This window comes from Streptomyces sp. NPDC051921, assembly GCF_040680975.1.
GTDB lineage: Bacteria > Actinomycetota > Actinomycetes > Streptomycetales > Streptomycetaceae > Streptomyces.
The window spans coordinates 38126-61473 of sequence record NZ_JBFAXU010000003.1; the positions used below are offsets into that span (position 1 = coordinate 38126).

General features: G+C 71.5%; 17 protein-coding genes. 8 read left to right on the forward strand and 9 right to left on the reverse strand.

Annotation, left to right across the window (positions count from 1 at the left end; translation table 11 throughout):
• Positions 1-279: 279 nt before the first annotated feature.
• The 5 genes from AB0M16_RS04890 to AB0M16_RS04910 form a co-directional block, all read right to left on the reverse strand.
• Positions 280-606, reverse strand: a complete 327-nt coding sequence (locus AB0M16_RS04890; RefSeq protein WP_365339463.1) for a GYD domain-containing protein — start codon at positions 604-606, stop codon at positions 280-282.
• A 288-nt stretch (positions 607-894) separates the two neighbouring features.
• Positions 895-1860, reverse strand: coding sequence for an MASE1 domain-containing protein (locus AB0M16_RS04895; protein ID WP_365338806.1), 966 nt, complete (start codon positions 1858-1860; stop codon positions 895-897).
• 293 nt (positions 1861-2153) lie between these two features.
• Positions 2154-2996, reverse strand: a complete 843-nt coding sequence (locus AB0M16_RS04900; RefSeq protein WP_365338807.1) for a PP2C family protein-serine/threonine phosphatase — start codon at positions 2994-2996, stop codon at positions 2154-2156.
• Positions 2997-3349: 353 nt separating this feature from the next.
• Positions 3350-4492 (reverse strand): extracellular solute-binding protein, encoded by a 1143-nt coding sequence (locus tag AB0M16_RS04905; RefSeq protein ID WP_365338809.1) that lies wholly within the window; start codon positions 4490-4492, stop codon positions 3350-3352.
• A 122-nt stretch (positions 4493-4614) separates the two neighbouring features.
• The gene (locus AB0M16_RS04910) at positions 4615-7281 is read right to left on the reverse strand and encodes a SpoIIE family protein phosphatase (RefSeq protein ID WP_365338811.1); all 2667 of its coding nucleotides are present in this window, start codon (positions 7279-7281) and stop codon (positions 4615-4617) included.
• A 570-nt stretch (positions 7282-7851) separates the two neighbouring features.
• Here AB0M16_RS04910 and AB0M16_RS04915 point away from each other — a divergent pair.
• Entirely contained in the window at positions 7852-9915 is a 2064-nt protein-coding gene (locus AB0M16_RS04915; protein ID WP_365338813.1) for a SpoIIE family protein phosphatase, read from the forward strand.
• 91 nt (positions 9916-10006) lie between these two features.
• Here the strand turns inward: AB0M16_RS04915 and AB0M16_RS04920 are convergent, their stop codons facing one another.
• Positions 10007-10246 (reverse strand): hypothetical protein, encoded by a 240-nt coding sequence (locus AB0M16_RS04920; protein WP_365338815.1) that lies wholly within the window; start codon positions 10244-10246, stop codon positions 10007-10009.
• A 597-nt stretch (positions 10247-10843) separates the two neighbouring features.
• Here AB0M16_RS04920 and AB0M16_RS04925 point away from each other — a divergent pair.
• Entirely contained in the window at positions 10844-14578 is a 3735-nt protein-coding gene (locus AB0M16_RS04925) for a S8 family serine peptidase (RefSeq protein ID WP_365338817.1), read from the forward strand.
• Between the two features lie 137 nt (positions 14579-14715).
• On the forward strand, positions 14716-15714 hold the full coding sequence (locus AB0M16_RS04930) for a helix-turn-helix domain-containing protein (protein ID WP_365338820.1): 999 nt from the start codon (positions 14716-14718) through the stop codon (positions 15712-15714).
• A 284-nt stretch (positions 15715-15998) separates the two neighbouring features.
• Here the strand turns inward: AB0M16_RS04930 and AB0M16_RS04935 are convergent, their stop codons facing one another.
• Positions 15999-16196, reverse strand: a complete 198-nt coding sequence (locus tag AB0M16_RS04935; RefSeq protein ID WP_365338822.1) for a hypothetical protein — start codon at positions 16194-16196, stop codon at positions 15999-16001.
• A 69-nt stretch (positions 16197-16265) separates the two neighbouring features.
• Positions 16266-16523 carry a hypothetical protein gene (locus AB0M16_RS04940; protein ID WP_365338824.1) on the reverse strand — a complete coding sequence of 86 codons (258 nt, stop codon included), beginning with the start codon at positions 16521-16523 and terminating at the stop codon, positions 16266-16268.
• A gap of 510 nt (positions 16524-17033) precedes the next feature.
• Between AB0M16_RS04940 and panD the strand changes: the two genes are divergently transcribed.
• Entirely contained in the window at positions 17034-17459 is a 426-nt protein-coding gene (panD, locus tag AB0M16_RS04945; protein WP_365338826.1) for an aspartate 1-decarboxylase, read from the forward strand.
• 507 nt (positions 17460-17966) lie between these two features.
• Positions 17967-19319: a transglycosylase family protein gene (locus AB0M16_RS04950; RefSeq protein WP_365338828.1), complete on the forward strand. Its 1353-nt coding sequence runs from the start codon at positions 17967-17969 to the stop codon at positions 19317-19319.
• Here AB0M16_RS04950 and AB0M16_RS04955 read toward each other — a convergent pair.
• Positions 19200-20162 (reverse strand): DMT family transporter, encoded by a 963-nt coding sequence (locus tag AB0M16_RS04955; RefSeq protein ID WP_365338830.1) that lies wholly within the window; start codon positions 20160-20162, stop codon positions 19200-19202. The two genes, AB0M16_RS04950 and AB0M16_RS04955, sit on opposite strands and share 120 nt — an antisense overlap.
• Before the next feature lie 430 nt (positions 20163-20592).
• On the opposite strand from AB0M16_RS04955, the gene AB0M16_RS04960 reads away from it, so the two are divergent.
• The 3 genes from AB0M16_RS04960 to AB0M16_RS04970 all read left to right on the forward strand — a co-directional run bounded on the left by AB0M16_RS04960 (position 20593) and on the right by AB0M16_RS04970 (position 23339).
• Positions 20593-21312 (forward strand): IucA/IucC family C-terminal-domain containing protein, encoded by a 720-nt coding sequence (locus AB0M16_RS04960; protein ID WP_365338832.1) that lies wholly within the window; start codon positions 20593-20595, stop codon positions 21310-21312.
• Between the two features lie 72 nt (positions 21313-21384).
• Entirely contained in the window at positions 21385-22869 is a 1485-nt protein-coding gene (locus AB0M16_RS04965; protein ID WP_365338834.1) for an SDR family NAD(P)-dependent oxidoreductase, read from the forward strand.
• A 299-nt stretch (positions 22870-23168) separates the two neighbouring features.
• Positions 23169-23339 carry a hypothetical protein gene (locus tag AB0M16_RS04970; RefSeq protein WP_365338836.1) on the forward strand — a complete coding sequence of 57 codons (171 nt, stop codon included), beginning with the start codon at positions 23169-23171 and terminating at the stop codon, positions 23337-23339.
• Positions 23340-23348 lie beyond the last annotated feature (9 nt).

Genomic DNA, 23348 nt, shown 5'->3' on the forward strand with positions numbered 1-23348 from the left:
CGGAGCGGCTTCACCGTCACGGCGAGCACAACGCTCGGTGACCCCCACCTGCACGAGACGTGGATCCGTGAGACCGGTCATGCCGCGGCTGCCGCCCGCCGAACATCGGTGACATCGTGGGCTCGTGACGAGTGACGACCCAGGCTTCGCAGCGGGCGCGGGCTTCATCCGCAGCGAACCCGCCCCCTCGCCGCCCGCTCCGGCCAGGGGGCGTTGTGCCGGCCCAGGTTTCCCCGTGCGTTGAACGGCCGGAGCGGGCGTCCTGGACGTCCTGGACGGTTACGCACCCGGCGCCCGGTACTGGATTCGTTCGGCTTTGCGCAGGGCATCCATGGTTTCCTCGACGGTCAGGAGAACCGTCGTCTCGAACGAGCCAAGCGCGCCACCTCCACTGATCGCCAGCGCAACCGCGGCCATGGACACGTTGTCGGGGGCTTCCCACAGGTTGTAGCCGTCGTGCGTGCCGAAGGCGTACCAGAAGCCGTGGAGCTTTCCGCCGACGGATTCGATGTACGCCCGAGCGGCCGTTGCGCGGTCCTCGGGGTGGACGATCAGCCTCGCCCACGTTTCCGGTGTGTAGCTGAACCTCGATAGATAGAGCGGCATCATGTCTCCCTTTCGTTCCACCCAGGGATGCCCCGGCGGGGCGGGGGACGCGCCAGGGCGTCCCTCGGGTCCCCCGAACGGCCGGGGACGATGACCGAGACCGCCACAGCCGACGGAAGAGCGACCTTCCCGGGCGCTCTGGCCTGCCCAGCCCCAGGCGCGGTGGCGCCCAGCCGCAGCTCGACGTCTCGGCCTGGGCACCAGCTTGTCAGCGCCGGACAGGTCCCATGCCTTGCAGTCGTTGTACGGCTCCTGATCCCTGCGCCGCCTCCGGCTCCGGCGCGGGGGTCACGGATCCCGGTGCCCGCCGGGTGGGGCTGCCCGGCTCTCGGCGGTGTCGGGCGGACCCGGCGAGGGCTCGCCCGCCGCGAGGTGCTCCAGGACCTCCGCCAGTTCCTGGCAGGCGCGGCGCACCGACCGGCGGGTCGCACGCTGCTCGGTGATGACGGAGGCGAGAAGCAGGGCGGTCAGGGCGGCGGAACCGTTGAATGACTGGAGCTTGGCCATGATCTCGATGTCCGTCAGGTGGAGGAACGCGCCTCGCCCGGAGGTCGCCTCGAAGGTGGTGAGCACAGAGGCGAAGAGCGCGCACAGCATGCTTCCGGCGAGCTGGAAGCGGAGTGCTGCCCAGATCAGCAGGGGGAAGACGAGGAAGAGCATGCTCATCGGGCTGAGCACGGCCATGGGCATGAGGACCAGGGTCGTCAGCCCCAGAAAGGTCGCCTCCTTCCAGCGCCGTACCCGGAACCGTCCGGCCGGCCCCGCGAGGACGAGCAGGAGCGGGGCGACGAGCAGCACCCCCATCGTGTCGCCCACCCACCAGGCCAGCCAGACGGGCCAGAACTCGCTCTTGTCCAGGGAGCCCTTCGCCACCTGCAGTCCCACCCCCGCGGTCGCGCTGATCAGCATGGCGCCGAACCCGCCGAGGAAGACCAGGGAGAGTCCGTCCCGCAGCCGCGCCATGTCGCGCCGGAAGCCGGCCCGTCTCAGCAGCAGGAAGGCGCAGAGCGGCGCGACGGTGTTGCTCACCACGGTGACCACTGTGGTGGGTCCCGGAGTGGTGAGGGAGGCGATGACGAGGAAGGAGCCGAGGGCGATCCCAGGCCAGACCCGTGTGCCGAACAGCAGCAGGGCGGCGACGGCGACGCCGGTGGGCGGCCAGATGGGGGTGGCCACCACGCCTTCGACGACGAGGCGGCCCATCAGGCCGAGTCGTCCGGCCGCGTAGTAGCAAACCGTCACGGCCAGCGACATCAGAGCCGCCTCCGTAGAGGGCCGGAACTGCCGAGTATCCAACACGTCAGCCATCAGACACCGGCCGGGCCGCCACGACCGGGCAAGGACCCCTGCGTGTCGGGCGCCGTCGTACGGGTCGTACGGCATGCGCCGGTCCGAGGAGAGCCCCGGTCCGCGGAGGGCCCCGGTCCGAGGAGGGCCCCGGTCCGAGGACCGCCCCGGCCCGAGGTGAGCCCCGGCCCGAGGACCGCCCCGGCCCGAGGACCGCCCCGGCCCGAGGAGAGCCCCGGCCCGAGGAGAGCCCCCTCCCCTCACTCCTCGTCCGCCGACTCGGCCGGACCGCCGTCATGGCCGACGACCAGGACGGCCGCGTCGTCCTCGTGCCCCACCGTGGCCGCCAGCTTCATGACGGCGGTGGCGAGCGCGTCGACGTCCAGCCCGGCGACGGCGGTGATCCCGGCGAGCCGCGTCACCCGGTCCAGACCCTCGTCGACGTGGAGCGAGGGCCCCTCCACCACCCCGTCGGTCAGGAGGACGAAGACACCGTCGGAGGTCAGCCGGTGGCGCGTGGCCGGGTAGTCGACGTCGCGGAGCACACCGAGCGGAGGCCCGCCCTCGCTGTCGTCGATGCCGGAGCGGCCGTCGGTGGTGGCCCAGATGTAGGGGATGTGACCGGCCCGGGCGCACTCCAGGGTGCCGGCAGCGGGGTCGAGCCGCAGGAAGGTGCAGGTGGCGAAGAGGTCGGCGCCCAGAGAGATCAGCAGGTCGTTCGTGCGACCGAGCAGTTCTCCCGGGTCTCCGGTGACGGAGGCCAGTGCGCGCAGTGCCACGCGGACCTGTCCCATGAAGGCGGCGGCCTCGATGTTGTGCCCCTGCACGTCACCGATGGACATGCCGATCTGTCCGCCGGGCAGGGAGAAGGCGTCGTACCAGTCACCGCCGACGTGGAGCCCGTGGTTGGCGGGCTCATAGCGGACGGCCAGTCGGGCGCCCGGAAAACTGGGCAGGTCCGAAGGCAGCATGTCGCGTTGCAGGGCCACGGCGAGCTCGACACGGGAACGCTGTGTCTCGGCCAACTCCCGAGCCCTGGCGGTCAGCGACCCGAGCCGGACCAGAAGGTCCTCGCTCTTGTCGGCCGGCCGTCTGCGGAACATCGATCACTCCGACGTCACGACAATCCTCGCATCACTCCGTCCCGTCTCCACCGCGCGGGACCACAGGGACTACCTCGGTACGAACAGGTCCTTCCCCACTCTGCCCGGAGGGGACGGCGTCCGCATCTCATCGGCGGAGAACGCGGCGGATCCCAGCGGGGCCACCCCACACCACCGGAAACGAACAAAAGCTCGGCGAGATCGAAGGCGCCGCCCCGCCCTGATCTCCGTCCGGACCGAGCAGGCCGACGCCGCGCGACTCGCGGGCGGTCACCCGCCGCACCCGCACCCGCAGCCTCGTGCCGTCGGCGGCGCCCCGGACCGTGATCGCGCCGCCCGAGTCGTCCGTGGCCTCAGCTCGAGACGGCCTCGGCCCAGCCGCGGTTGACGGTCTCTCTTGCCCTCTCCGTCTGCGCCTCCGTCGGAAAGGTCGGCGTGCCCTCGACCGTCGGCAGTTTCTCCGCGGCGGCCTTGTCGAGGGTGCCGTCCTTCTCCATGGCGTCCATGAGGACGGGGCGTGCGTAGGCGCCGAGCCGGAGGTTCTGGCCCTCCGGGCTGAAGACGTACTCCTGCCACAGACGTGCCGCCGCGGGGTGCGGAGCGTCCTTGTTCACCCCGTTCGCGTAGTACTGGGCGAAGCTGCCGTCGAAGGGGATGGCGGTCCGCCAGTCGACGTCCGCGCCGTTCTCGCGGAACTCGTCGGCGTATCCGAGGTTGAGGAAGTCCCAGTCGATGCTGATCGGGGTCTGGCCCTTAGCGATCGTGGCCGGGGTGGATTCGACCGGGATGAAGTTGCCGTTCTTGCTGAGCTCGGCGAAGAAGTCGATGCCGGGCTGGATGTCGTCGAAGGAACCCCCGTTCGCCAGGGCCGCCGCGTAGACCCCGGCGAAGGCGGAGCCGGACTTGGTGGGGTCGCCGTTGAGCGCGACCTTGCCCTTGTACTCGGGCTTGCGCAGGTCGGCGAAGGTCGCGGGGCAGGTCTTGACGCGCCTGGCGTCGCAGCCGATCGAGACGTAACCGCCGTAGTTGTTGTACCAGCGGGCCCGGTCGTCCTTCTGTTCCTTGGGGATCTCGTCGTACGCGGCGACCTTGTACGGAGCGAGCAGGCCCTGCCGTGCCGCGGACTGCGCGAACGAGCCCCCCACGTCGATCACATCGGGGGCGCGGCCTCCGTCCCTGCGCTCCTTCAGGGCGTTGATCTCGTCCTGGCTGGTGCCTTCCGGGTTCTCCACCATGACCTTGATCCCGTACTTCTTCTCGAAGCCGTCGATCACTGCGCCGTAGTTGGCCCAGTCGCTCGGGAGCGCGATCGTGTTGAGCGAGCCCTCTTTCTTCGCCGCTGCGGTCAGTGCTGCCATGCCGCCGGCGTCCGCGGCGGAGGTGGCCACCGCGGGTGCTCTGGGCGCGGTGGCGGGGTTGTCTCCGCAGGCGCCGAGGGGCGCCGCGAGGACCAGGCAGGCGGCGACGAAGGCTGTCCGGAGACGAGGTGCGGGCACAAAGGCTCCATAACGGGCGGTCGCGTACTGATCGAGGCCAGCGTACGTTCGGCGGCCCCGGCGGCGCAGTCCCAGGCGGTGGTGTCCGCTGTCTTCCCTGCGGCTGCCGTACCGGCGCGTTCTCAGAGCCCCTCGTCGTCCCACCCGGCCAGGAGCGCCTCCCCGAGATCCATCGCGGGCGGTGCGGCCCCGTCGAGGAGGGCCTGCTCGCTCCAGATGATCTTGCCGCGGGCGGTGTAGCGGGTGCCCCAGCGCTCGGCGAACTGCGCGACGAGGAACAGGCCGCGACCGCCCTCGTCGGTGGCCTCGGCCCGGCGCAGGTGCGGGGAGGTGCTGGACCCGTCGGAGACCTCGCAGATCAGACTGCGGTCGTACAGCAGCCTCACCCGGATGGGCTCGGTGCCGTAGCGGATGGCGTTGGTCATCAGTTCGCTGAGGATGAGTTCCGTGGTAAAGGCGATCTCCTCCAGGCCCCAGTCCGCCAGTCGGCGGGCGCAGGCGTTGCGCACCGGGGACACCGCCGCAGGGTCGGGGCGCACGTCCCACTCGGCGATCCGCGCGGGGTCCAGTCGGCGGGTGCGGGCCACCAGCAGCGCGACGTCGTCGCTGGGCCTGGAGGGCAGCATCGCGTCGATCACCGCGGTGCAGGTCTCCTCCGGGGTGCGAGCGGGCCCGGCCAGGGCGGCGCGCAGCGCCGCCAGGCCCGCGTCCGGATCGCGGTCGCGGCTCTCGATCAGCCCGTCGGTGAAGAGTGCCAGCCGGGAGCCTTCGGGCAGGGTGACCGTCATGGTCTCCATGGGCAGGCCCTCGCCCAGGCCCAGCGGCGGGGAGACGGGCACCTCGGGGAAGGACACGGTTCCGTCGGGGTGGACCAGGGCGGGGCCCGGATGCCCGGCGGTGGCGGCCGTCACCTGCCCCGAGACGGGATCGTAGATGGCGCACAGGCAGGTGGCTCCGGTGATCCCCTGCCACTCCTGCTCGTCGGTGTCGATGTGGGCGACCAGCTCGTCCAGGTGGCTCAGGAGTTCGTCCGGAGGCAGGTCGAGGGTGGAGAAGTTGTACACGGCGGTGCGCAGGCGGCCCATGGTGGCGGCTGCGTGGAGACCGTGGCCGACGACGTCGCCGACCACCAGGGCCACCCGGGTGCCGGGCAGCGGGATGACATCGAACCAGTCACCACCCACACCGGCCTGGGCAGCCAGATAGCGGTGCGCGACCTCGACGGCGGACTGCTCCGGTACGCCCTGGGGCAGCAGGCTGCGCTGCAGGGTGACGGCCATGGTGTGCTCGCGGGTGTAGCGGCGGGCATTGTCGACGGCCAGTGCCGCCCGGGCGGTCAGCTCCTCGGCGAAGGACACGTCCTCCTCGTCGAACGGCGGGGAGTCCTGCCCCCGCCAGTAGCCGGCCATCCCCAGCACCACGCCCCGGGCCCGCAGGGGCACGGCGATCAAGGAGTGGATGCCGCGGTCCAGGATCTTCAGGGCGTTGGCCGGGTCCTGCGCCCGCCAAGGATGGGTGGCGCGCAGGTCCGCCTCCAGGACCGCACGGCCACCCGCCAGACCGGCCGCCATCGGGCTGGTGGGAACGAACCGGATCAGCCTGCCGACGGGGTAGAGCGGGTGGTCGCCCTGGAGGCCGACGGCGGCGGTGCGGCGCATCTCGGTGCTCGGTTCGGTCGGCTCCTCGCCGCGCAGCACCGGGTCGAGCAGGTCGACCGTGACCACGTCGGCGAACCGGGGGACCGCCACCTCCGCCAGTTCCTCCGCAGTGCGCTCGACGTTCAGCGTCGTTCCCACCCGCACCCCCGCGTCGTAGAGCAGCTTCAGCCGCTCGCGGGCCACCTCGGCCCTGCCGGAGAGTGCCCGCAGCTCGGTGGTGTCCCGCAGCGTGACGACGGTCCCGGCCTGCCCGTAGGGGGCGGTGGGCCGGATGTTCACCGACAGCAGCCGGTCGGCCGCCATGTGCAGCTCGTCGGTCGCGGAACGGCCCGATGCGATCGGCTCGGCGATCCCCTCCTCCAGACCCAGGTCCGTGACGGCGAGACCTTCCGCGTCCGCGGGCAGACGCAGCAGCCGCCGCGCCTCGTCATTGGCCAGCAGCAGCCGTCCGCCGCCGCCGACGATCAGCACGCCCTCCCGCACCGCGTGCAGCACCGCGTCGTGGTGCTCGTACATCCTCGTCATCTCGGCCGGTCCCAGGCCATGGGTCCGGCGCAGCAGCCGACGGCTCACCAGAGCGGTTCCGCCCGCGGAAAGGGCGAGCACCGCGCCTGCACTGCCGAGGACGACCGGCAGCTGCCGGTTCACCATGCTCTGCACGTTCTGGACCGTGACCGGGGAGGACACGATGGCGATGACGCGGCCGTCGGAGTCCCTGACGGGGACCACGGAGACCACGGACTGCCCCAGGGAACCTTCGAAGGTCTCGGTGAAGGACTGGCCGGCCGCCGCCTTGGAGAAGGGGCCGACGACGTGCTTGCCGATCTGCCGCGGGTCGCTGTGGGCGAGGGTGACCCCGGAGAGTGAGTACACGTGGATGCCGTCGACCCCGGCGATCTTCCGGGCCGCCTCGGCGCTCGGCTGCAGCACTGCGGTCGGATGGGGGCTGCGCAGGGCCGCGACGATTCCCGGAGACTCCGCGAACGCTCCGGCGGCGGCGAGCGTACGGTGCCGGGCGTCCTCCATACCGGCGCTCCGGGCCTGCACCACGAGCGCCACCACCGCGGCGGCGACGAGCAGCACCACGACGGCCAGCTGTAGGAGGAACACCTCGCCGGCCACGCTGCGCACGCTCAGGAGGGAGGACAGACGCTGCGGCCGCCGCGCCCTTCCTTCGGCGGGCTGGGGGTGCTCCTGACGCTCCTGGTGGCTTCCTGAGCGGGGACGCCGAGGGGGAGAGGAAGAGCTCGTGGTCGAGCCGAGCAGCCGACGTCGGACTTGTCCAAGTAGGTCGCTCATACTTTATTTTCCAACCTCTATGGGCCGTCGGCAGCGGGGAGTGACGGTCGCCGAGAGCGACGGTCGCCGAGCCGGCGATCCGGGTCCTCCGCGAGCGGGGGTGCGGTGTGGCGTGGCGTGGCGCGTGGGGGCGCGGGCGGGATCCGGGCCGCCGCCGCGCTGATGTGGATCCCCCACGCCCACACGCCGTGCAGGACGTCATGCTGGTTCAGGGAAGTGGAGGGGCGGACGGGACGAGCGCTACGACGTGCCGGCCGCCGTTTCCGCCCTGCTGCGCTGAGCCAGCCACCGGCGGCCGGGGGCGCTTCTCTCGGCTCGGTCCTCGCCACGGCGCACTTCGCGCCGCGGAATGCCCGTGGTGTCCGGATAATGGGTGGAACGGCGAGTGGAAGGGGACATCTCGTGCCATCGGCTCGGCCGGGGGGCGAGGAGACCCACGGCCCGTTCTGGTCCGAGCCGGGGACGCTGCTCGAGCACGTGCCCGTGGCCGTCTTCGGCCTCGATGACCGGGACCTCGTCTGCTACTGGGGGCCCGGCGCGCGGGACCTCTTCGGATATGACGCCACCGCCGTCCTGTCGAAGCCCGGCGCCGTTCTCTTCGCCGACGGGCCCCCGGGCGCCCCCGATCCGTGCTCCCGGCTGACCGAGCGAGGCCGGAACCAGGGTTACTGGAGGGGACGGCTGCCGGTCCGGCATCGTGACCGCACCGTCTTCGACTGCGGCTTCCGGGCCTTCTCCGTGACCGGAACCGGCGGACCTTCGGTGGTGATGGTCCTGGCGAGCCGTAGTGACGAGCTCGATCGGGTCAAGACCAACCTCGCCTTCCTCGACGCCCTTTTCGAGACGTGCCCCATCGGTCTGGTCATGCTCGACCAGGACCTCCGGTACGTCCACCTCAACCAGGCGCTCGCCGACATGGACGGTCTGCCGATCGAGGCCCACCTCGGGCGGCGCATGGACGAAATCATGATCATGTCCGACGGTGGCGAGTACCAGCGCATGCTCCGCGGCGTCGCCCTGGGCGGCGTACCGGTCGTGGGGACCCTGGTGGGCATGCGTACGCGGGGGCATCCGGACCGTGATCAGGTGCGGTCGGTGAGTTTCTTCCCCCTGAGCCAGGCGGTCGGCTCGCGCCCCGGAGTGGGCGGGCTGATGCTGGACGTGACCGACCGGGAACAGGCCATCCTGGAAGCCACCGCCAGCCGTCGACGGCTGGCTCTGCTGGACGGGGCCTCCACTCGCATCGGGACCACCCTGGACGTGAACGTCACCGCCCAGGAGCTGGTCGACGCTTCGATGCCGGACTTCTGCGACGGCGCCGTGGTCGAAGTCGTGGAGTGGACGGACGAGGCAGAGGACTTTGACCCGGCGCGACCGCTGTTCACCCGCAGGATCGCCTCCGGGACGATCCTGCCCCCTCCGGCCACCGAACTCGTGAGCGGGGTGGAGACGGTGCGGTATCCGCCCGGCTCCGTCATCCACGACATGCTGAGGTCCGGTCGCGCCATCTCCGCCGTGGTGAACGAGGAGTTCCTGGCCCGGACGGTCCTCATCGAGTCACGCTCACGGCTCTTCGCCGAGAGCGGGTTGGCCTGCGTCCTCGTCGCCCCGCTCATCGCCAGGGGTACGGTCCAGGGAATCGCCATGTTCGGCCGGTCCACGGACCGGCGGGCCTTCACCCGGGACGATGTCAGCCTGGCCGGTGAGCTCGCCTCACGGGCTGCGATCTGCCTGGACAACGCCCGTCTGTACAGCCGCGTCCAGGACATCGCCCTCACCCTGCAGAGGGCGTTGTTGCCCAGCGCGTTGGCGACCAGCCCGTACGTGGACGTGGCCCACCGGTACGTACCCGGCAGTCGGATCACCGAGGTCGGCGGAGACTGGTACGACGTGATCAGCCTGTCCGACGGCCGAGTCGCTCTGGTGGTGGGCGACGTGATGGGGCACGGTGTGTCGGCCGCCGCCGCCATGGGCCGCCTTCGTATCACCACCAAGGCTCTGGCCAGGTACGGCAGCGAGCCCGGCGACCTCCTCACCGAGCTCGACGCATGCGCCCAGGAGGCCGGCATCGAGCTGGCGACGTGCCTGTACATCGTCTACGACCCGAAGCGCGGAGGAGCCCGTATCGCCAGCGCCGGCCACCCCCCGCCCCTGGTACTCCGGCCGGACGGCACAGTGGAGACCATCGACGACGTCCTGGGAATCCCTCTCGGCGTCGGCGGCTGTCCCTTCCGGACGATCGAGATCGAACTCCCCGGGAACGCGAGTCTCGCCCTGTACACCGACGGCCTCATCGAGACACGAGGCGCGGACCTCGAGGTCGGTCTGAAGGCATTGCGCGCCGAACTGGGCAGGCCCCCAGGCCCGTTGGAAGCAATGGCGGACCGCATCCTCGCGAGCCTGCTGCCCGCCCAGCCGGCCGACGACGCGGTTCTGGTCCTCGCCCGCGTCCGCCGCGCCCGTTGAGGAGGCGTCGAGTCCGGTGTGTCTCGGCAGCTGCCGGTACGTGACCGGCGGGAGGCGGGCCCGCAGCAGGTCGTGGCGGACGGTGACCACGTCAGCCGGGTGGCCGGCCCGCGCGTACCGTTCGCAGACGAAGGTGGCCAGTTCCTCGTCCGGTCCCCGGCACGGATTCGGCCTGCCCCAGGACGGCCAGGCCCACCGCCACACCGTGCTTGCAGAAATTGCCCTCCCGCCCGTACGGGCGGTCGCACGAGCCGGCGAGCCCGCCGTCCTCGTCCTCGGTCGGCTCGACCGTGTAGGCGTCGCTTCCGTCCGCGGTCGCGGTGATCGCCACGTCCCCGATCTCCAGCCGGGACACCGCGGACAGACAGCCGAGCCCCGCTCGAAGGAACGCGCCCTGGCGAGCCGGCGCAGGTCTCCTCGGTGAGGCCCGGAGCGTGTGTCTGCCCGTGCTGCGGCGCCTGATCAGTCCCTACATCCGCGAGGTCTGGGAGGACGCCTTCCCCGAGCCGCTCCGCACCGCTACGACCAGCGGCTCCGCCGCGTGAAGCTCACTCCGCTCCACGAGCTCGGGGGGAGAGGGTTCCCGTCGCCTGTTGTACGACGAGGACGCCGACGGCCGGCCGGTCCGCCGACGCCTCTCCGTCCGGTGGACCGACCACATCCCATCTGACCCCCCTCGTCCTCCGGGCGCACGTCGGCGAGGCGGGAAGACCGGTGGCGCCGTGCCCCCTCCGGCGCGACCGGAAGTCCGCCTTCGCATGTCAGCGGCGTGCCGGCGCCATGGGGTTGACACCGCGGGACGCCCACCCGGGGCTCGTCATGTTCCGTCCGGAATCCCACGATTCATAGCTGGCAGGCCTTTGCCATGGCGAGGACTTGCCGTCACGGGGCCTTCACGACAGCGCTCAGCGGTCGATAGACCCATGGCATGTCCTTCCCCTCTCATGCTTCCGCCTTCCGGCGCAGACGCTGGCGGCTGATCTCGGTTGCCACCGCGGTGCCGCTGCTGGCGTCGGGGCTTGCGGTCCTGCAAGCGCCCGCACAAGCCACTCCGAGCAAGCCCGACGTTCCCGCCAAGCCCTCGGCGACCCACAAGGTCACGCTCGTCACCGGTGACGTCGTCACCGTCACCACGACGGCCGACGGCAAGCAGATCGCCGAAGTCGACCGGCCCGACAGCGCCGTCGGCGGCGTGAAGCTCCAGGAGATCAAGGGCGACCTCTTCGTCATCCCGGACGAGGCGGCGCCCCTGCTGGGCACCGACAAGCTGGACCGGCGGCTGTTCAACGTCACCGACCTGATCGAGATGGGCTACGACGACGCGAAGTCGGCCGCGGTACCGCTGATCGCGACGTACACCCAGCCGAAGTCCCGGGCGGCCGTCGAGCCCACGGCACCCCGGGGCAGCAAGCTGACCCGGAAGCTCAAGGGCATCCGAGGCGCCGCGCTCAGCACCGAGAAGCGGCAGGCTCGCACCTTCTGGAACACCGTCGCGCCGCAGGGGAGCCCGTCGCTGGGCGCGGGCGTGGCGAAGCTGTGGCTCGACGGTCGCGTGAAGGCCAGTCTGAAGGAGAGCGTGCCGCTGATCGGCGCGCCCGAGGCCTGGGCGGCCGGGTACAACGGCAAGGGCGTCAAGGTCGCGGTGCTCGACACCGGCATCGACGTCAACCACCCCGACTTCGCCGGTCTGATCGACGGCGCGGCGAGTTTCGTGCCGGGTGAGGCCATCACCGACGTCAACGGGCACGGCTCGCATGTCGCCGGCACGATCGTCGGTTCGGGCGCCGCCTCCGGGGGCGACAACAAGGGCGTCGCCCCCGGCGCCGACCTGTTCGTCGGCAAGGTGCTCGGCGGCGCCGAGGGCTACGGCCAGGACTCCTGGGTCATGGCGGGCATGCAGTGGGCCGCCGAATCCGGCGCGGACGTCGTCAACATGAGCCTCGGCGACTCGTACCCGACGGACGGCAGCGACCCGATGTCGCAGACGGTCGACGCGCTGTCCGCCCAGTACGGCACGCTGTTCGTCATAGCCGCCGGCAACTCCGGCCCGGAGAGCATCTCCGCCCCGGGCGCGGCCGCCTCGGCGCTGACCGTGGCCGCCACGGACAAGCAGGACCGGCTCGCGTCCTTCTCCAGTACCGGCCCGCTGGCCTACTCCGGCGGCATGAAGCCGGACATCGCGGCACCCGGCGTGGACATCACCGCGGCCCGCTCGCAGGAGATGACCGGCGGTGGTGAGGGCCTCTACCGCACCATCAGCGGCACCTCGATGGCCACCCCGCACGTGGTCGGTGCGGCCGCGATCCTTGCCCAGCAGCACCCGGACTGGACCGGCGCGCAGCTCAAGGAACACCTGATGAGCACCGCCAAGGGCCTGGACGGCGGATACTCGCCGTACGAGGTCGGCACCGGCCGTCTCGACGTGGCCGCCGCCGTACGCACCACGGTCCGCGGCACCGGATCGCTCTTCTTCGGCAACTACACATGGCCGCACGAGCCGAGCGACGGCGCCGTCACCAAGGACCTGACCTTCACCAACGCCGGCTCCGCCGACGTCACGCTGAACCTCGCGCTGAGCTACGGCGGCGGCCCGTTCACGCTGGGAGCCACGACGGTCACCGTCCCGGCGGGCGGCACCGCCGCCGTCCCGGTGACCGGTGACCCGCAAGCCGCCTCGGCCGGCCGGCACGTCGGCTATGTGACAGCGACCGACGCGGCCACCGGGCAGCCGGTGACCCGCACGTCCGTGGCGCTGCTCAAGGAGGAGGAGCGGTACGACCTGAACATCAAGCTGGTCGGACGGGACGGCAAGCCCGGCGCCGGCTGGGTCACGATCAACCTGGCCGGCGACTTCTGGCCGTGGCAGGTCTACGTCGACGGCTCGACCACCATGCGCATGGCACCCGGCCTGTACACCGTCGCGGGGTACGTCGACGTGGCCGGCGAGAAGGCGGACCGCTCGGGTCTGGCCGTGCTGGTCGACCCGGAGACCGTGCTCGAGGACGGCGCCGCGGACGTGGTGCTCGACGCGAGCAAGGCGCGCCTGCTGCAGACCGAGGGGCCGCAGCGCACCGAGGACCGCCAGCGCAAGGTCGACTTCAACGTCCACTACAAGGACTTCGACCCGTTCATGGACTACCGCAGCGCGTACGTGCTGCCGCCGACATACGACGACGTCTACGTCGCGCCGACGGAGCCGATGGAGCAGGGCGAGTTCATGCTGACCACCCGCTGGCGCAAGGGCGAGCCGCAGCTCAGCCTGAGCACGAGGGGCGGCCGACTCCGGTTCGATGCACTGGTGCAGGCGGGCAGCGCCCTGGGCACCGCCACGGACACGCTGGACGCCGTCTACGCGGGCAACGGTGCGACGGCCGCTTACGAGCAGGTCAAGGCCAAGGGGAAGGTCGTCGTCGTCGAGCGCAGCGACGAGGTCTCGCCCCAGGAGCGCACCGAGGCCGCGGTCGCGGCCGGTGCGAAGGCGCTGATCGTGGTCAACGACGGTGTCGGTCCCCTGATGGAGTACGTCGGCGAGTCGGCCATCCCGGTCGCCACCGTGCACCGAGACGCGGGCAAGGCCCTCGTCTCGACGGCCAAGGCCGGCAGCTTCAAGCTGACCGTGAAGCAGACCGAGTACACGCCGTTCGTCTACGACCTCACCCGGGAGTACCCCGGCCGGGTTCCGGACCGTGCCCTGGTCTACAAGCCGACCAAGGCCGACCTCGCCCGGGTCGACGCCCGCTACTACTCGGCCACGGAAGGCCGGGAGGCGGAGGGCTACCGGTCCGACTTCACCCTCAGCCCGTCCTTCAACTTCCCAGAGCGCGAGTGGCACCCGGGCACCCGCACCGAGTGGGTGACTCCGGGTCAGGTCTGGAGGGAGTTCCACGCGCAGGGCGTCGACGGAGCCCTGCCGTGGGTGATGGTGTCGGGCGACAACACGTACACCAAGGGCAGCACCACCCGCCTGGACTGGTTCGCACCGGTCACCAGGCCCGGCCAGAGCGAGTCGTTCGGCGTGTACAACTCCCGGTGGCAGAACTACATGACCTGGAACGTGCAGGCGTGGGCCTCCTCCAGCGGCACCATGCGGCTGGGCGGCTTCCTGCCGTGGGGTGCGACCGCGACCCACCTGCAGGTCTTCCAGGGCGACACCCTGATCCACGACAACCCGAACAGTACGGACATGCAGTGGGTGGAGGTGCCGGCGGGCAACCTGCCCTACCGCGCCGTCCTCGACGCGGAGCGGCCCGGTGGCGACTTCCGGCTGTCGACGCGTACCCACACCGAGTGGACGTTCATGTCCGACACCGTCGACTCGGACTTCTTCGAGCCGTTCCCGGTGCTGAACCTGGACTACAAGCTGGAGTCGGACCTGCACGGCGACGTCAAGGCCAACGCGACCCAGGAGATCGCGCTCAAGCCGGTGTCGATGGGCCGCGGCACCCTGCCGGGCACCGTCACCACGGTGAAGCTGGACGTCTCGTACGACGACGGCGCGACGTGGCAGAAGGTGACCGTCGCCAAGGGCGCCGACGGCCACTGGACGGGTTCGTTCAGGACGGCCAAGAAGCCGGGCGGCTTCATCTCGGTCCGCGCGAGCGCCGAGACCGACAGCGGCTTCAGCGTCAAGAACGAGATCATCCGGGCGTACGGCCTGCGATGAACCGCACTGCCGGGCCCCGGGGAGGTGACTCCCCGGGGCCCTTCCCCTCGCACCTGCTCCCATCAGGGACTATTCAGGGTCTGCCGCCTTGGCGCATACTCTCCCCGCTGCGGCAAGCGGAGGAGAGTCGGTCGCCGATGTTGGATGTTCTGGGCCTCGGACCCGATGACGAGCGCGTCTACCGGGCGCTGCTCGGACGCCCGAACTCCACGGCGATCCTGCTGTCCGACCAGCTCGACCTGTCGCACGCCCACGTCGACATGGCCTTGTCCCGCCTGGTCGGGTGGGGACTCGTGACCAGGTCGGCGGACGAGCGGTTCACCGCCGCACCACCGGCGATGGCGCTCGGCGCCCTGATCAGCCAGCGCCGGGACGGGCTGCGGATGGCCGAGCACGCCCTGGTGACCTTCGCCGAGGAACACCGGGCGGCGATGACCGGGAGCAGCATCAGCGATCTCATCGAGGTCGTCACGGGCGTCGACGCCATCCGCCATCGCTTCCTCCAGGTACAGCAGGCAGCCCGTACGCAGGTCCGCTCCTTCATCACCGCACCGTTCGTCGCCCTGCCTCCCGACGAGAACACGGCAGAGCCCATGGCACTCGACCGCGGCGTGCGGTTCCGGGCGGTACTGGACCGGGCCGTGCTGGCAGAACCGGGCATCCTCGACGACGCGATCGACTCCATGCGCAAGGGCGTGCAACTGCGTGTCGCCGACCAGCTGCCGATGAAGCTCGTGCTGGCCGACGCCGACCTCGGCCTTGTCCCGCTCGCGGTCACACCGGACGGGGAGCCCGGCGCCGCGCTGCTGCACCGCAGCGGACTGCTGGACGCGCTGGACGCTCTGTTCGAGACGGTATGGCGCACGGCCGACCCGCTCGCGCTGTCGGCCGCGGTCGGAGCATCCGAACCCACCGTCGAGGTCGGTCCGCAAGGCCCGACCGAGCTCGACCGCAGGATCCTCGCGCTCCTCCTGGCCGGCCTCACGGACTTGGCGGCCGCGACACAACTCGGTCTGTCACCGCGCACGCTCCACCGGCGCCTGCGTCATCTCATGGACCTGGCCGGAGTCCGGACCCGCATGCAGCTCGGCGCCTGCGCGGTACGAAACGGCTGGGCGGAGCCCCTTCGAACGTGACCGGCACGTGACGGCGTCGCCCTGCCGGGCGCGCGGGAGCCGTCTGGCCTGTGCCGTCGTCCCGGCGGCTCGTCAGCTCGTCAGCTCGTCAGGCGAGGACGTTGACGGCACGGGCGACCACGAGCCCGAGAAGGAGCAGCGAGACGAGGGACTGAACGCCCATGGCGATCTTCGCCCAGGGGGCCAGGGGGCCAGGGGGATGACGTCGGTGGGGCTGAAGGCGGTGGCGTTGGTGAGCGCGAGGTAGAGGTAGTCGATGCAGCGGGGCCGCCAGTCGGCGCTGCTCAGCCGGGGATCGAGCTGTTGGGGGAAGTCGAGCGCGGGGCGGAGGGCATGCGGTGGGCGCGGGAGGCGGGCCCACCGCTGTCGAGTTCGAAGTACAGCAGGGAGAAGGCGAGGACGGTGCAGGCCCACACCGTGCCGCCGGTCTGCAGCAGACTGGTGGCGGAGCTGGTCTCGATGTCAGTCCGTTTGAGACGCACCGCCGCTTTCGTCCGCATCGGCTTCACCGAGGCCACTGAGATGCGATCCTGGGCGCCACCGCCCTCTCTTCAACGCGGCCGCGTCTGCCCGGCCCAGTGAGAGGCGCCTGACAGGTAAAAGCGCAGATCAGGCGCCTCTTTTATACCCTGGAAGAATCCGGGCTTCTTCGGCGAGTAGGAAACCAGCAGGTTCTTCGTCTGCTTGTGGTTTGACCACAGCCCGGCGCCACTGGGGAGCATCGCGGCGACCTCGGAGATTTCCATCAGGGCGGGTTCGACGGGTTGACGCCGCCGCGGTCGGGCGGTGTCGGAAGGCTGCGGTTCCATGGGTGAGACGGCTCCTTCGAGGCCCGGGCTGAGCGTGATCGCAAAGCCGAGTTGCTCTCCGCTCTGTCGGGATTCTGAGGTCTTCGGCGGCCGCCCTGTGTCACTGCCAAGAGTCACCGGGCGGGCTAAGGCCATGGTCATGAGGAACGCCGGTTTCGCGGGGCCGGGATTCGCTGCTAGGTTCCCGCGCCGCTTCTCCGAGGATTCTTGCGGTGGCGAGTCTTCGTGCACGCGCGGATCGAGCGTCTCCGCTCCGTGAGAGTGACGGTGATCACGAGGGCTCTTGAGTGCGTGCTGCGTAGGCTTGTGGGGTCGTCGCGGTGGAGCCAGGGAGAGTGGGCGAAGTTCCCCGGCATTGCCTGATGATGCGTCAGAAAAGTCAGCAATTGGTCAGCATGAGTCCTGAAAAACCTGGGACAGCTGCCTGAACCTGCGACTCGTTGTAGGGTGTGGAAACAGCCCTTGACCTGCAAAAACGCAGGCAGGGAGCCTATGTCCAGGAGTACCTCGATGATACGTACAATGTTCAAGTCCAAGATCCACCGCGCCACCGTCACCCAGGCCGACCTCCACTACGTCGGTTCCGTCACGGTCGACGCCGACCTGATGGACGCCGCCGACCTGCTGCCCGGTGAGCTCGTCCACATCGTCGACATCGACAACGGGGCGCGCCTGGAGACGTACGTCATCGAGGGCGAGCGCGGCTCGGGCGTGATCGGCATCAACGGCGCCGCCGCCCATCTGGTGCACCCCGGGGATCTGGTGATCCTCATCAGCTACGCCCAGGTGACGGACGCGGAGGCGCGCGCGCTCGTGCCGAGCGTGGTGCACGTCGACGGGGACAACCGCATCGTGGAGCTCGGGGGCGACGCCTCGGCGCCCGTGCCGGGGAGCGACACGGTGCGTGCGCCGCACGCCGTGCCCGCGCAGATCTGAGCCGCGGCCGAGGGAGGCCCGCAGCATGGCTAGCTGACGCTCCGGCGTGATCGTCTCCTTCGTGCTCGACGCCGCACCGCACGCGTGCGTCGCCGTGCACACGGTGGTGGAGGCGACGCACGCGGGGAGCGGGAGTGGGCGTCCCGCCCCCGCTCGGCCGGGCCGGGGCGCCCACCCGAAGGAATGGGTCCCGCGAGCGGGGGCACGCGGACAGGGAGACGCTGGTGCCGAACCCGTTCCCGTCCCGCACATCGGAGTCCGTCATGACCCAGCCCCCGATCCCGGATCCGCTGCCCCCGCCCGCGCCGCCACCGGTGCCCCCGCCCGTCCCGCCGCCCGGCCCGGTCCCCCCGCCCAACCCCGTTCCCGTGCCGGAGCCCGAGCCGCAGCCGCAGCCGGGTCCCGCCGGGATGTGACGGAAGAGGCGCCGGATCGGCCCGAAGCCCTTGTCACGCACGGTTGCCCGCCCTTACCGTGGGCGACTGCCGATGCGTTCAAGGGGGGCTCATGGCCGTACGCGGAAAACACCGTCGGCAGCAGCCGAGCCGGATCAACCGTGCCTCGCTCACCGTCACCGCCGGCGGTGCCGGCATGGCCCTGCCGCTGATCGGCGCGGGCACGGCCGAGGCCGCCTCGCTCGACGTGTGGGACAAGCTCGCGTCCTGCGAGTCCTCGTCCAACTGGCAGATCAACACCGGCAACGGCTACTTCGGCGGGCTGCAGTTCACCCAGTCCACCTGGGAGGCTTACGGCGGGACGCACTTCGCGCCGCGGGCCGATCTGGCCTCCAAGGACCAGCAGATCGCCGTCGCCGAGCGTGTGCTCAAGGGGCAGGGCCCCGGCGCCTGGCCGGCCTGCGCGCCGCGCGCCGGGCTCGAACGGGGCGGCCCCGCCCCCGGCATCGCCCCGCAGACCGAACGCACCCGACCGCTCCAGGACGTCGCGTTACCGGCCCAGCGGACCCACGCGACGCAGCCGAGCCGGCCCGAGAAGCCCGCGAGCCCCACCACCGTGCCGACCGTCCGGGAGATGTACACGGTCACTCCCGGCGACTCCCTCTCCAAGATCGCCCGCGACGAGCACGTCACGGGCGGCTGGCAGAAGCTCTACGAGCGCAACCGCGCGGTCGTCGGCGACGACCCCGACCTGATCCATCCCGGCCAGCGGCTCACCCTGCGCATGACCGCGCCCGCCCCCGCGGCGCCCCCGAAGGCCCCGGCCCGGCCCGACGCCACGACGCACCCACGGCCGAAGCCCGCCCCTCAGCCGAAGCCGTCCACGCAGCCGAAGCCCGCCGCGACGACATCCGCCAAGCCCGCCACCAGGCCTGCCGCGAAGCCCGTGGCCGCCAAGCCCGCGCCCAGGCCCCCGGCCGCCAAGCCCCCGGCCGCCAGGCCGGTCGCCAAGCCCCCGGCCGCCAAGCCCGCCGTGGCCAAGCCCGCCCGGCCCGCGGTCCACTTCACCTCGCCGGTCGCCGACACCGACATCGGCACCAGCTACCGCGTCGCCGGAACCTCCTGGTCCAGCGGGTATCACACGGGCGTCGACTTCCCGGTCCCCACCGGCACCTCCGTGCGGGCCGTGTCCGCCGGCCGGGTCGTGTCCGCGGGATGGGGCGGGGCGTACGGGTACCAGGTCGTCATCCGGCACGAGGACGGGCGGTACAGCCAGTACGCGCACCTCTCCGCGCTCACCGTGCGGGAGGGGCAGAAGGTCGGCGCCGGGCAGCGGATCGCGCGGTCAGGGTCGACCGGCAACAGTTCGGGACCGCATCTCCACTTCGAGATGCGCACGGGTCCCGGGTACGGGTCCGACATCGACCCGTTGGCGTACCTCCGGGCCCGAGGCGTTTCGATCTGACACCGACAGCGAGTCCTCGGGCGTCGCCATGCGGTCGAGGGTGAGCCGGACCAGGCCGCCGGCCGCCACCGCGCCGCAGATCAGGGCGGCGACGGTGCCGGCCGTGCCGTACCGGAACGACTCGCCGAACAGGGTCAGGCCGACGGCCGCGGCGACCACCGGGTTGACCACGGTGACCGTGGCCAGCGGGGCGGCGAGGCCCGCGCCCCGGTAGGAGGCCTGCGAGAGCAGCAGTCCGGTGATCGCGAGCGCCGAGAGCACCAGCAGGCTCGGCCACTGGGCGAGCGGGGCGCTCGGCGTGAAGTCCACGGCCACCGTCTTGGTGAAGACCGAGGCGATGCCGAAGGCCACCCCGGCCGCGGCGGCCAGGATCACGGCGCGCAGCACCGAGCGCCCCACCACGTGCGCCGCCGCGAAGAGCAGGGCCACGAGGCCGAAGGCCCCGATCGCGAGCAGCCGCCGCTCATCGGCGGCGAGGGACTGCGCGCCCGTGCCACCGGTGAGGCTGAGCAGCCCGGCCAGGCCCGCGGTCGCCGTCACGGCGCCCCACCAGGCCGCGCGGCCGGCCCGGCGGCCGACGAAGACGGCCGCCATCGGCAGCGCGAAGACGATGGTGAGGGCGCCCAGCGGCTGCACCAGGCTGAGCGGCCCGTACGCGAGCGCGGCGACGTGCAGGGCCGCACCGACGCCGTTCAGCATGACGGCGCCCCACCACGCCGGTCGGCGCAGGGGCGCGTAGCGCGGGCCGGCCGAGGCGGCGACCCGCTCCTGCACGATCGCCGCGGCCGCGTACGCGACCGCGGAAACCAGGGAGAGGAGCACGGACAGCAGGAGGGGGCTCATACCTCCACGATCTCTCTTCCGGGCCTCCACGTCGTCGTACCTGGGAACGCGATCGGTGATACCGCGGATGGAGTACGCGGCCCGCGCGTACGCCGTGGGATGTACGCCCCCGCAGGTCAGGACGGGGGGAACGCGACCATTCCGGTGTCCGGGGCGAAGCGGGCACCGACGGCGAGGGCCTTCCGGAATGCCGCATCCCGAGCCGATCGGCGCGTGACCCGGTCCACATTGGCCCGCAAACTGTGCCCCCGGGCCGCCGGGCAGGTGCCGGGCCGGGACGGTCGCCGAACTCGCGTCCCTGTCCGACCCCGGCGGCGCGCGCACCGCCCGCGCGAGCTCCTCGACCAGCTCGGTCCGCGCATCCGTGGACGGGAGCCGCCGTTGCGGAGCCGAGCACGGGGCGATTCCGGCGGGGTGGAAGGATGCGGGCGTGGATCTCGACGAAAGCGCACGGGTCGGCGGCTTCTTCGCGCTGCGCACCAGCCCGCCCCCGCCGCACTCCGGCGCCCACCGACCCCTCGCGGAGCTCTACGCGGGGAGCGACGACGCCCCGCTGACCGCACGCGTCGACCGGGTCGCCGCCCGCCTCGGCGCGCCCGAGCGTCGCGTCGGCGCCTCCGTCGCCCACCTCGGGCTCGCCGCCCGGCTCTGGTCCACCGCCCTCGGGCCCGCCGCCCTGCACGGCCGCTTCCCCGACCTGACCCCCGACACGCTCCACTGGGACGGCGCGCTCACCTCGCCCGACGACCTGTGGTGGTCCGGCACCGCCACCCGCCCCGGCACCGTGGCGGAGCTCCGGGCCGCCGTCCACGAGGGCCACCTCGTCCCGCTGCACGCCGCCTTCGCCCGGGACGGCCGGATCTCGCCACGGCTGCTCTGGGGCAACGCCGGCTCCGCGCTCGCCGGCGCGCTCCGCGAGCTGGTCCGCTGGGCTCGCGCCCACGACCGCCCCGAGGCCGCCCGGCGCGCCTCCGCACTCGTCGAGGGCCTGTTCGACCACCCCGACCTGGCCGCCACCGTCCGCGGGCCCGCCCTGCGCCGTACCAGCTGCTGCCTCTACTACCGCTGCCCCTCCGGCGGCCTGTGCGGCGACTGTGTGTTCGACCACCCTCCCCGTACGGGTTTGGAGGGGCGGCCCTCCGCTCCGTAAAGTTGCGTCTTTGGAAACGCCGACAACGCCAACCGGATGCGACGGCACGAGCGATCGAGGAACGACGACGGCATGACGGTGACTGAAGAGACCCAGGACTACGGGCCGGGCATCGACCCCGAGCGCCTGGCCGTCTGCCTGAGCGTGCTCGACGAGCTCGACGAGCTGGAGGTCGACCACCCGGACGCGATCACCGTCCGCCGCGCCACCGCCGGCATCTACCGGACCGTGAAGCAGCGCCGCCGCCAGGAGCGCCGCGCCGCCAAGACCGCCAACGACAAGGCGGTCACCGAGGCCACCGCGACCGGCTCCGCACAGCGCATCGACGACGAGACCGAGGGCATCCTGCCCTCCTCGGTCACCGAGGCCGGCCGCATCGCGGGCATACTCCAGCGCCCCCGCTCCTGCTACGTCTGCAAGCAGCGGTACGTCGAGGTCGACTACTTCTACCACCAGCTCTGCCAGAAGTGCGCCGCGGAGAACCGCGCCAAGCGCGACGCCCGCGCCGACCTCACCGGCAAGCGCGCCCTGCTCACCGGCGGACGGGCCAAGATCGGCATGTACATCGCGCTGCGGCTGCTCCGCGACGGCGCGCACACCACCATCACCACCCGTTTCCCGAAGGACGCCATCCGCCGCTTCAAGGCGATGGAGGACTCGGCGGACTGGATGCACCGCCTGGAGGTCGTCGGCATCGACCTGCGCGACCCGGCGCAGGCCGTGGCCCTCGCCGACCAGGTCGCCGAGGCCGGACCGCTGGACATCCTGGTCAACAACGCGACGCAGACCGTGCGCCGGCTGCCCACCGCGTACGCCGCCCTGGTCGAGGGGGAGAGCGCCCCGCTGCCCTTCGGCGAGCTCCCCGCGCACCACGTCATCGGCGCCTTCAACTCCGGTGCCGTCGGTGAGCTCGGCGGACCGGCCGCGCTGCCGGTCGGCGTGAGCGGTCTCGACGCCCAGCAGGTCGCCGACCTCGCCCTGGTCGCGGGCAACGCCAGCATCGAGCGCCACCACGCCGGGACCGCCATCGACGCGGGCGGCCTGGTGCCGGACGTCGTCGACAGCAACACCTGGGTGCAGACCATCGAGCAGATCTCGCCGGTGGAGCTCCTCGAGACCCAGCTGTGCAACTACACGGCGCCGTTCATCCTGATCAGCAAGCTGCGTTCGGCGATGGCCGAGGCCGCCGCGAAGGCCGAGAGCAAGCGCGCGTACGTCGTGAACGTCTCCGCGATGGAGGGCGTCTTCGGCCGTGGCTACAAGGGCGCCGGGCACCCGAACACCAATGCCGCCAAGGCCGCGATCAACATGGTGACGCGGACCAGCGCCCAGGAGATGTTCCAGACCGACGGCATCCTGATGACCTCCGTCGACACCGGCTGGATCACCGACGAGCGTCCGCACTTCGACAAGCTCCGGCTCGCCGAGGAGGGCTTCCACGCCCCGCTCGACCTCGTCGACGGTGCGGCCCGGGTCTACGATCCGATCGTGCGCGGTGAGCAGGGCGAGGACCTGTACGGCGTGTTCATGAAGGACTACGCGCCCGGAAACTGGTGATTCGGGAGGGGCGCGAAGGGCGATGCCGAGCCGGTGATTTTGATCGATGATCGGGCGTTGACCTCGGCAAACGGGCCAGTGTCACTCGATCGCGTCACACTTTTGCGCCCCATAGAGCGCTGACGCGCTCATCTGGTTAATCTGATGCACATGGTCGGCCCAGCGGGGTTTAACCGAACCCCTACGGTCGGCCCGGGGACTGGCCTGCCACCAAGGCCGCGGTCCCGCCCGGAGAACGGCGCCACCGCGACCGAACGGCCCCTTTGTCCCCATCGGTACGCGACACAGAGGAGTGCGCGGTGACACCAGAACTGACCAAGCAGGAGAAGGCCCCGGCCGAACCGACCGAGCGGACGCGCCGGTCAGGAGAGCTGGGCAGCCTCGAAGTGTGGGCGCGTTCGGCCCCGATCCGCCTCGCCGGCTACGAGGACGACCTCGCGGAGCCGCACATCCTGCCCGGCATCGACTGAGTCGAGCTG

Excerpts from the sequence above, each read along its gene's own strand:
- AB0M16_RS04940 (WP_365338824.1), bottom strand. The coding sequence starts at position 16,523 with ATGGAACCGCAGCCTTCCGACACCGCCCGACCGCGGCGGCGTCAACCC.
- panD (WP_365338826.1), top strand. The coding sequence starts at position 17,034 with ATGATACGTACAATGTTCAAGTCCAAGATCCACCGCGCCACCGTCACC.
- AB0M16_RS04890 (WP_365339463.1), bottom strand. The coding sequence starts at position 606 with ATGCCGCTCTATCTATCGAGGTTCAGCTACACACCGGAAACGTGGGCG.
- AB0M16_RS04930 (WP_365338820.1), top strand. The coding sequence starts at position 14,716 with ATGTTGGATGTTCTGGGCCTCGGACCCGATGACGAGCGCGTCTACCGG.
- AB0M16_RS04965 (WP_365338834.1), top strand. The coding sequence starts at position 21,385 with ATGACGGTGACTGAAGAGACCCAGGACTACGGGCCGGGCATCGACCCC.
- AB0M16_RS04900 (WP_365338807.1), bottom strand. The coding sequence starts at position 2,996 with ATGTTCCGCAGACGGCCGGCCGACAAGAGCGAGGACCTTCTGGTCCGG.
- AB0M16_RS04955 (WP_365338830.1), bottom strand. The coding sequence starts at position 20,162 with ATGAGCCCCCTCCTGCTGTCCGTGCTCCTCTCCCTGGTTTCCGCGGTC.
- AB0M16_RS04950 (WP_365338828.1), top strand. The coding sequence starts at position 17,967 with ATGGCCGTACGCGGAAAACACCGTCGGCAGCAGCCGAGCCGGATCAAC.
- AB0M16_RS04925 (WP_365338817.1), top strand. The coding sequence starts at position 10,844 with ATGTCCTTCCCCTCTCATGCTTCCGCCTTCCGGCGCAGACGCTGGCGG.
- AB0M16_RS04895 (WP_365338806.1), bottom strand. The coding sequence starts at position 1,860 with ATGTCGCTGGCCGTGACGGTTTGCTACTACGCGGCCGGACGACTCGGC.